6 protein-coding genes are annotated in these 6923 nt (G+C 70.7%); all 6 read left to right on the top strand.

The genetic code is table 11. The features are described from left to right. The first annotated feature begins 376 nt into the window (after nucleotides 1-376). Nucleotides 377-673 (top strand): co-chaperone GroES, encoded by a 297-nt coding sequence (groES, locus tag CWC38_RS00395; protein ID WP_095798825.1) that lies wholly within the window; start codon nucleotides 377-379, stop codon nucleotides 671-673. 108 nt (nucleotides 674-781) lie between these two features. Then, on the top strand, nucleotides 782-2362 hold the full coding sequence (gene groL, locus CWC38_RS00390; protein ID WP_121844875.1) for a chaperonin GroEL: 1581 nt from the start codon (nucleotides 782-784) through the stop codon (nucleotides 2360-2362). Nucleotides 2363-2610: 248 nt separating this feature from the next. Further along, a complete protein-coding gene (gene guaB / locus CWC38_RS00385) occupies nucleotides 2611-4107 on the top strand; it encodes an IMP dehydrogenase (RefSeq protein ID WP_121844884.1) in 1497 nt (498 codons plus the stop codon). Between the two features lie 49 nt (nucleotides 4108-4156). Then, nucleotides 4157-5278: a GuaB3 family IMP dehydrogenase-related protein gene (locus CWC38_RS00380; protein WP_121844874.1), complete on the top strand. Its 1122-nt coding sequence runs from the start codon at nucleotides 4157-4159 to the stop codon at nucleotides 5276-5278. Nucleotides 5279-5348: 70 nt separating this feature from the next. Then, nucleotides 5349-6329 (top strand): SURF1 family protein, encoded by a 981-nt coding sequence (locus CWC38_RS00375; protein WP_121844873.1) that lies wholly within the window; start codon nucleotides 5349-5351, stop codon nucleotides 6327-6329. Then, nucleotides 6322-6915 carry a DUF3817 domain-containing protein gene (locus CWC38_RS00370; RefSeq protein WP_121844872.1) on the top strand — a complete coding sequence of 198 codons (594 nt, stop codon included), beginning with the start codon at nucleotides 6322-6324 and terminating at the stop codon, nucleotides 6913-6915. Before CWC38_RS00375 ends, CWC38_RS00370 begins: the two co-directional genes overlap by 8 nt. The last annotated feature ends 8 nt before the right edge of the window (nucleotides 6916-6923 follow it).

The raw sequence follows: 6923 nt of genomic DNA, 5'->3' as shown, positions 1-6923 counted from the left end.
CGTGTTGGGTGGGGCTGTGCAGGGGCCCGGCGCGGCGCCCTGGCGCGCCGCAGCGGTGAGGGTCCGGACGGGTGGCCGACCGCGGCCGTGGCGGTCCCCGCGGGTGGTGGACCGGGCGCGCACCGGCGCGCTGGCGGCGTCGTCCGCGGCGTTTCAGCCCACAGGGGAGCGGGCGCGGCGCGCCTTGACCGGGCGCGGGGCGCGTCCCTACAGTTCTTGTTGGCACTCTCATGGTGAGGGTGCTAAAAGGCCAGGCGCTCAATCGGCACCGCGACGACGGTTGGTACGCCAACTGGCCTGTGCCGTCCTCCGCCGCGGGACCCCGTGGCACCGCGAGGACGCACAGTCTCACACGCCTAGAAGAAAGGGAGAGATCGTGTCGGTCTCCATCAAGCCTCTCGAGGATCGCATCGTGGTTCAGCCGCTGGCCGCTGAACAGACCACCGCTTCCGGTCTGGTCATCCCGGACACCGCCAAGGAGAAGCCCCAGGAGGGCACCGTCCTGGCCGTGGGCCCGGGCCGCGTGGACGACAAGGGCAACCGCATCCCCGTGGACGTCAAGGAGGGTGACCTGGTCATCTTCTCCAAGTACGGCGGAACCGAGGTCAAGTACAACGGCGAGGAGTACCTGGTGCTCCCGGCACGCGACGTGCTCGCCGTCATCGAGAAGTAGCTTCTCCACCGTCTCTTCGTGCGCGGTGCCCGTGACGTCCGCCAGGAAGCGGGCCGCACGGGCACCGCGCACGTCTCTTCGTTCCGCACGCATTTCTAAGGAGCACACATGCCCAAGCAGTTGGTGTTCAACGACACCGCTCGCAAAGCACTCGAGTCCGGCGTGAACCGCCTGGCCGACACCGTCAAGGTCACCCTCGGCCCCCGCGGCCGCAACGTGGTGCTGGACAAGAAGTGGGGCGCCCCCACGATCACCAACGACGGCGTGACCATTGCCCGCGAGGTGGAGCTCGACGACCCGTACGAGAACCTCGGCGCGCAGCTGGCCAAGGAGGTGGCCACCAAGACCAACGACGTCGCCGGTGACGGCACCACCACCGCCACCGTGCTCGCGCAGGCCATCGTGAGGGAGGGCCTGCGCAACGTGGCGGCGGGTGCCGCCCCGAGCGACATCAAACGCGGCGTCGAGGCCGCCGTGGCCACGGTGTCCCAGCGCCTGCTGGACAACGCCCGCCCCGTGGAGGGCAAGGACGTGGCCCACGTGGCCGCGATCTCCGCGCAGTCCGAGGAGATCGGCGAGCTGATCGCCCGCGCCTTCGAGACCGTGGGGACGGACGGCGTCATCACCATCGAGGACGGTTCCTCCACCGAGGTGGAGCTGGACGTCACCGAGGGCATGCAGTTCGACAAGGGCTACCTGTCCCCGTCCTTCATCACGGACCAGGAGCGCCAGGAGGCCGTCCTGGACGACACCTTCGTGCTGCTGTTCCAGGGCAAGATCTCCTCCATCCAGGACCTCATGCCCGTGCTGGAGAAAGTGCTGCAGGCCAAGAAGCCGCTGACCATCATCGCGGAGGACGTCGAGGGCGAGGCCCTGTCCACCCTGGTGGTCAACAAGCTGCGCGGCACGCTGGACGTCGTGGCGCTGAAGGCTCCCGGCTTCGGCGACCGCCGCAAGGCGATCATGCAGGACCTCGCGGTGCTCACGGACGCCACCGTGATCACCCCCGAGCTCGGCATCTCGCTCGAGGGCGTGGAGCTCTCCCAGCTGGGCTCCGCCCGCCGGATCACCGTGACCAAGAACCAGACCACGCTCGTGGACGGTGCCGGGTCCTCCGAGGCCGTGGCCGAGCGCGTCGCGGAAATCCGTTCCGAGATCGCCCGCACGGACTCCGAGTGGGACCGCGAGAAGCTGCAGGAGCGCCTGGCGCGCCTCGCCGGCGGCATCTCCGTGATCAAGGTGGGCGCCGCCACCGAGGTGGAGCAGAAGGAGCGCAAGCACCGCATCGAGGACGCGGTGTCCTCCACGCGCGCCGCGCTCGAGGAGGGCATCGTGGCCGGCGGCGGTTCGGCGCTCGTGCACGCGTCCACGTCCCTCGAGGGCACGGACCTGGGCCTGTCCGGCGACGCCGCCACGGCCGTGAACATCGTGCGCCGCGCCCTGACCCAGCCGCTGCGCTGGATCGCGGAGAACGCGGGCCAGGACGGCAACGTGGTGGCCTCCCGCGTGGCGGAGCTGGAGCCCGGCAACGGCTACAACGCGCTGACCGGCGAGTACGAGAACCTGCTCTCCGCGGGCATCATCGACCCCGTCAAGGTCACCCGCTCCGCGCTGCAGAACGCCGCCTCCATCGCAGCACTCGTGCTGACCACGGAGACGCTCGTGGCCGAGAAGAAGGACGAGGACTGATCCCCGTTCCGTCCCGCTGACGGCGCAACGCCCCTGGCGTGGGCCCACCCCGGTGGTCCCACGCCAGCGGCGTTTCCCGGCTCCCGGAGGTTCCCGAACCGGCGCGCGCGGGAGTGCGGCGGCGTCGTCGCCCACGGCGCTCGCAGCGACGGTGCGGCTCGGGCGCTGCCGGGAGTGGCCCGTAGACTGGTGGGGACAACCTCGTGTGGAAGGGACCCTTCGTGTCTGACAACGTGCCCACTGCCCTGATGGACGACCCGTTCGGCTTCACCGGACTGACCTACGACGACGTCCTGCTGCTGCCGGGCAACACGGACGTGATCCCCTCGGACGCCTTGACGCGGACGCGCCTCTCGCGCCGGATCACCCTGGAGGCCCCCGTGCTCTCCGCGGCGATGGACACCGTCACGGAGTCCGCGATGGCGATCTCCATGGCCCGCCAGGGCGGCATGGGCGTGATCCACCGCAACCTGTCCATCCAGGACCAGGCGGACCACGTGGACCGCGTCAAGCGCAGCGAGTCCGGGATGATCACCAACCCCGTGACCGTCGCCCCGGACGCCACGCTGGCGGAGCTGGACCGGCTGTGCGGGTACTTCAAGGTCTCCGGGCTGCCCGTGGTGGACCAGGACCAGAAGCTGCTGGGCATCATCACCAACCGGGACACCCGCTACCTGCCGGAGAGCGACTTCGAGACCCGCCTGGTGCGCGACGTCATGACCCCCATGCCCCTGGTCACGGGCAGGGTGGGGATGGGCAAGGACGAGGCCCACGCGCTGCTCGCGAAGCACAAGATCGAGAAGCTGCCGCTCGTGGACGAGCACGACCGGCTCACGGGGCTCATCACGGTCAAGGACTTCACCAAGGCCGAGCAGTACCCGCTGGCCACCAAGGACGATGAGGGCCGGCTGCGCGTGGGTGCGGCCGTGGGCTTCTTCGGCGACGGCTGGGAGCGGGCCATGACGCTCGTGGAGGCCGGCGTGGACGCGCTGTTCATCGACACCGCGAACGGCCACTCCCAGGGCGTGCTGGAGATGATCGCGCGGCTCAAGAAGGAGTCCGCCGCGGACCACGTGGACGTGATCGGGGGTCAGGCCGCCACACGCGCCGGGGCCCAGGCCCTCGTGGACGCCGGGGCGGACGCCGTGAAGGTGGGCGTGGGCCCGGGCTCCATCTGCACCACCCGCATCATCGCGGGCGTGGGCGTGCCCCAGGTGACCGCGATCAACGAGGCCGCGCAGGTGACCATTCCCGCGGGTGTTCCGCTGATCGCGGACGGCGGGCTGCAGCACTCCGGTGACATCGGCAAGGCGCTCGTGGCCGGTGCCGACTCCGTGATGCTCGGCTCCCTGCTGGCCGGGTGCGACGAGTCCCCGGGGGAGCTGGTCTTCGTGTCGGGCAAGCAGTACAAGGCCTACCGCGGCATGGGCTCGCTCGGTGCCATGCAGTCCCGGGGGAAGAACACGTCCTACTCCAAGGACCGCTACTTCCAGGCGGACGTCTCCGACGACGAGAAGCTCATCCCCGAGGGGATCGAGGGCCAGGTGCCCTACCGCGGTCCGCTGGCCTCGGTGCTGCACCAGCTGGACGGCGGCCTGCGCCAGACCATGTTCTACGTGGGCGCCCACGACATCGCGGAGCTCAAGCACAAGGGACGCTTCGTGCGGATCACCCCGGCGGGGCTCAAGGAGTCCCACCCGCACGACATCACCATGACGGTGGAAGCCCCCAACTACCAGCGCTGACCGCGCCGCACACCCTCGGTGCGCCCCGCGTGCCGTGAAAGGACCCCTCGTGAGCTACGACATCGAAATCGGGCGTTCGAAGCGCGCGCGCCGCACGTTCAGCCTGGACGAGATCGCCCTGGTGCCCTCGCGCCGCACGCGCGACCCGCAGGACGTGAGCACGGCCTGGCAGATCGACGCCTACCAGTTCGACATCCCGGTGGTGGGCGCACCCATGGACTCGGTGATGTCCCCGGCCACGGCCATCGACCTGGGCCGCGCGGGCGGGCTGGGTGTGCTGGACCTCGAGGGCCTGTGGACCCGCTACGAGGACCCCCAGCCGGTGCTCGACGAGATCGCGGACCTCAGCTCGGACAACCTCCCGCAGGCCACCCGGCGCATGCAGGAGCTCTACTCCGCGCCCATCCAGCCCGAGCTGATCACCGCGCGCCTCGCCGAGATCCGCGAGGCCGGGGTGAGCGTCTCCGGCTCGCTCTCACCGCAGCGCGTGGTGGAGCACTACCGCACCGTGCTCGAGGCCGGGGTGGACCTCTTCGTCATCCGCGGCACCACGGTCTCCGCCGAGCACGTGTCCAAGACCCAGGACCCCCTGGACCTCAAGCAGTTCATCTACGACCTGGACGTCCCCGTGATCGTGGGCGGCGCGGCAGGATACACCCCGGCGCTGCACCTGATGCGCACGGGTGCGGCGGGCGTGCTCGTGGGCTTCGGGGGCGGTGCGTCGCTGCGCACGGAATCCATCCTGGGGATCCACGCCGCCATGGCCTCGGCCATCTCGGACGTGGCCGCGGCCCGCCGGGACTACCTCGACGAGTCCGGCGGGCGCTACGTCCACGTGATCGCCGACGGCGGCCTGGGAACCTCCGGGGACATCGTCAAGGCGATCGCCATGGGCGCCGACGCCGTGATGCTCGGCACGCTGCTCGCCCGGGCCGAGGAGGCCCCCGGCCAGGGCTGGCTGTGGGGGGCCGAGGCGCACAACCCGCACTCCCCGCGCGGCGTGCGCACGCACGTGGGAACCGTGGGCCCCCTGGACGAGCTGCTCAACGGACCCTCCCGGCACGTGGACGGCTCCTCCAACGTGATGGGCGCGCTGCGCCGGGCCATGGCCACCACGGGGTACTCGGACCTCAAGGAGTTCCAGCGCGCGGACGTGGTGATCCGCGACTGACACGCCGGGGGCCGCGTCGGCGGCGCCCGGTGTGTGGAGAACGCACAGGGGTGACCAGTAGGGTTGGGACGTGCTGAAATCCGCCCTGCGTCCCCGCTCACTGGCCGTCCTGGCGGTAGCCCTGCTCGTGGCGGTCATGTTCGTTCTCCTCAGCCGGTGGCAGCTCAACACGTCCCTGGAGTCGGCCACCGTGGCGGACCCGGCCAAGGACCGGGTGAGCAACCTGGAGAACGTGGTGCGCCCCGGGGAGTCGACCACGGCTCAGCAGGCGGACCACGTGGTGACCGCGGTGGGGACGTACCGCCCGGAGACCACCGTCCTGGTCCCCGGTCGGCTCCAGGACGGCGTGTCCGGCTACTGGGTGGTCACGGAGCTCGAGCTCCCCGACTCCCAGAAGCGGTGGGACGCCGCGGACGAGGACCTGGGGCTCGCCGTGGCCCGCGGTTGGGTGGCCACCCCCGACGACGCGCCCCGGGCCCCCGCGGGTGAGATCCGGGTCACCGGGCGGCTGCTGCCCACCGACGCCCCGTTGCCAGGAAGGCCCACCGAGCCCGGCCAGGTGGGGTCGGTGTCCTCCGCCCAGCTGAGCAACCTGTGGGACGTCCCGCTCTACTCGGGGTACGTGGCGGCCTTCGCCGAGACGCCCGGGCAGTACCCGGCGCCCATTGCCGAGGACGGCACCGTGGCGGCGTCGGCCACGCCGATGGGCCATGGGCTCTCCAGGCTGCGGATCGACCAGCAGCCCACGGACACCTCCGTCCACGCGCTGAACCTGTTCTACGCGGTGGAGTGGGTGGTCTTCGCGGGGTTCGCCCTCTTCCTGTGGTGGCGCTACGTGCGGGACGAGCACCTGCGTCGGGAGAACCCCGAGCAGTACTTCTACTTCGACGGCGACTACTTCTGGGACGAGGACGCGCAGTCCTACTACTACTGGGACGCCCAGGACCAGTGCTACTACTACTTCGACGACCAACCCGCCGTGGGGCCAGGGTCCAGCACCCCGGACCCGGACCCCGCACCGCGATCCGACAAGGGAGCCCACGATGACTGATTCCACGCCGCAGCACGATCCGACGCCCCGCCCCGTGCGCCGCACCGACGGCGTGCGCGTGAGCGCACCCGAGGACGCCAGCCCCGAGCGCGCCACCGTTCCCGACAGCGTGCGCGCCAAGGCGGCCGCCCTCAAGCCCCGCCGGCGCTTCGGGGGCACCGAGGCGCAGATCCGCACCGCGCTGAGCATCTACAAGGTGTGCGCCTGGGTCTCCGGCACGTTCCTGCTGCTGCTCGTGGCGGAGATGGTCACCCGCTACGCGCTCGGCTACGACCTGATCGCCGGTGGCACCGACAAGGCCACGGGGGAGACCGTGGCCCTCGGGTGGCAGAACCTGGACCTGGAGAACCTGGCCGGCGGGGTGAACGTGTCCACGTGGATCCTGATCGTCCACGGCTGGTTCTACGTGGTCTACCTGCTCTCCTGCCTCCGGGTGTGGTCCCTCATGCGCTGGCCGTTCGCGCAGCTCGTGGTGATGGCCCTGGGCGGTGTGGTGCCGTTCCTCTCCTTCATCGTGGAGCGCAAGATCCACCGCTCCACCGAGGCGGAGCTCGCGGCCAATCCGAAGGCCGCCAAACGGTACTGAGCGCCGTC

The sequence above is a fragment of the Kocuria tytonicola genome (assembly GCF_003687455.1).
Classification (GTDB): domain Bacteria; phylum Actinomycetota; class Actinomycetes; order Actinomycetales; family Micrococcaceae; genus Kocuria; species Kocuria tytonicola.
Note: the sequence above shows the minus strand (reverse complement) of the source record. Positions and strands in the feature narration are given on the sequence as shown.

Bases quoted from the DNA above. Each gene is read 5' to 3' on its own strand.
- groL (WP_121844875.1), top strand. From the start codon at position 782: ATGCCCAAGCAGTTGGTGTTCAACGACACCGCTCGCAAAGCACTCGAG.
- CWC38_RS00370 (WP_121844872.1), top strand. From the start codon at position 6,322: ATGACTGATTCCACGCCGCAGCACGATCCGACGCCCCGCCCCGTGCGC.
- guaB (WP_121844884.1), top strand. From the start codon at position 2,611: ATGGACGACCCGTTCGGCTTCACCGGACTGACCTACGACGACGTCCTG.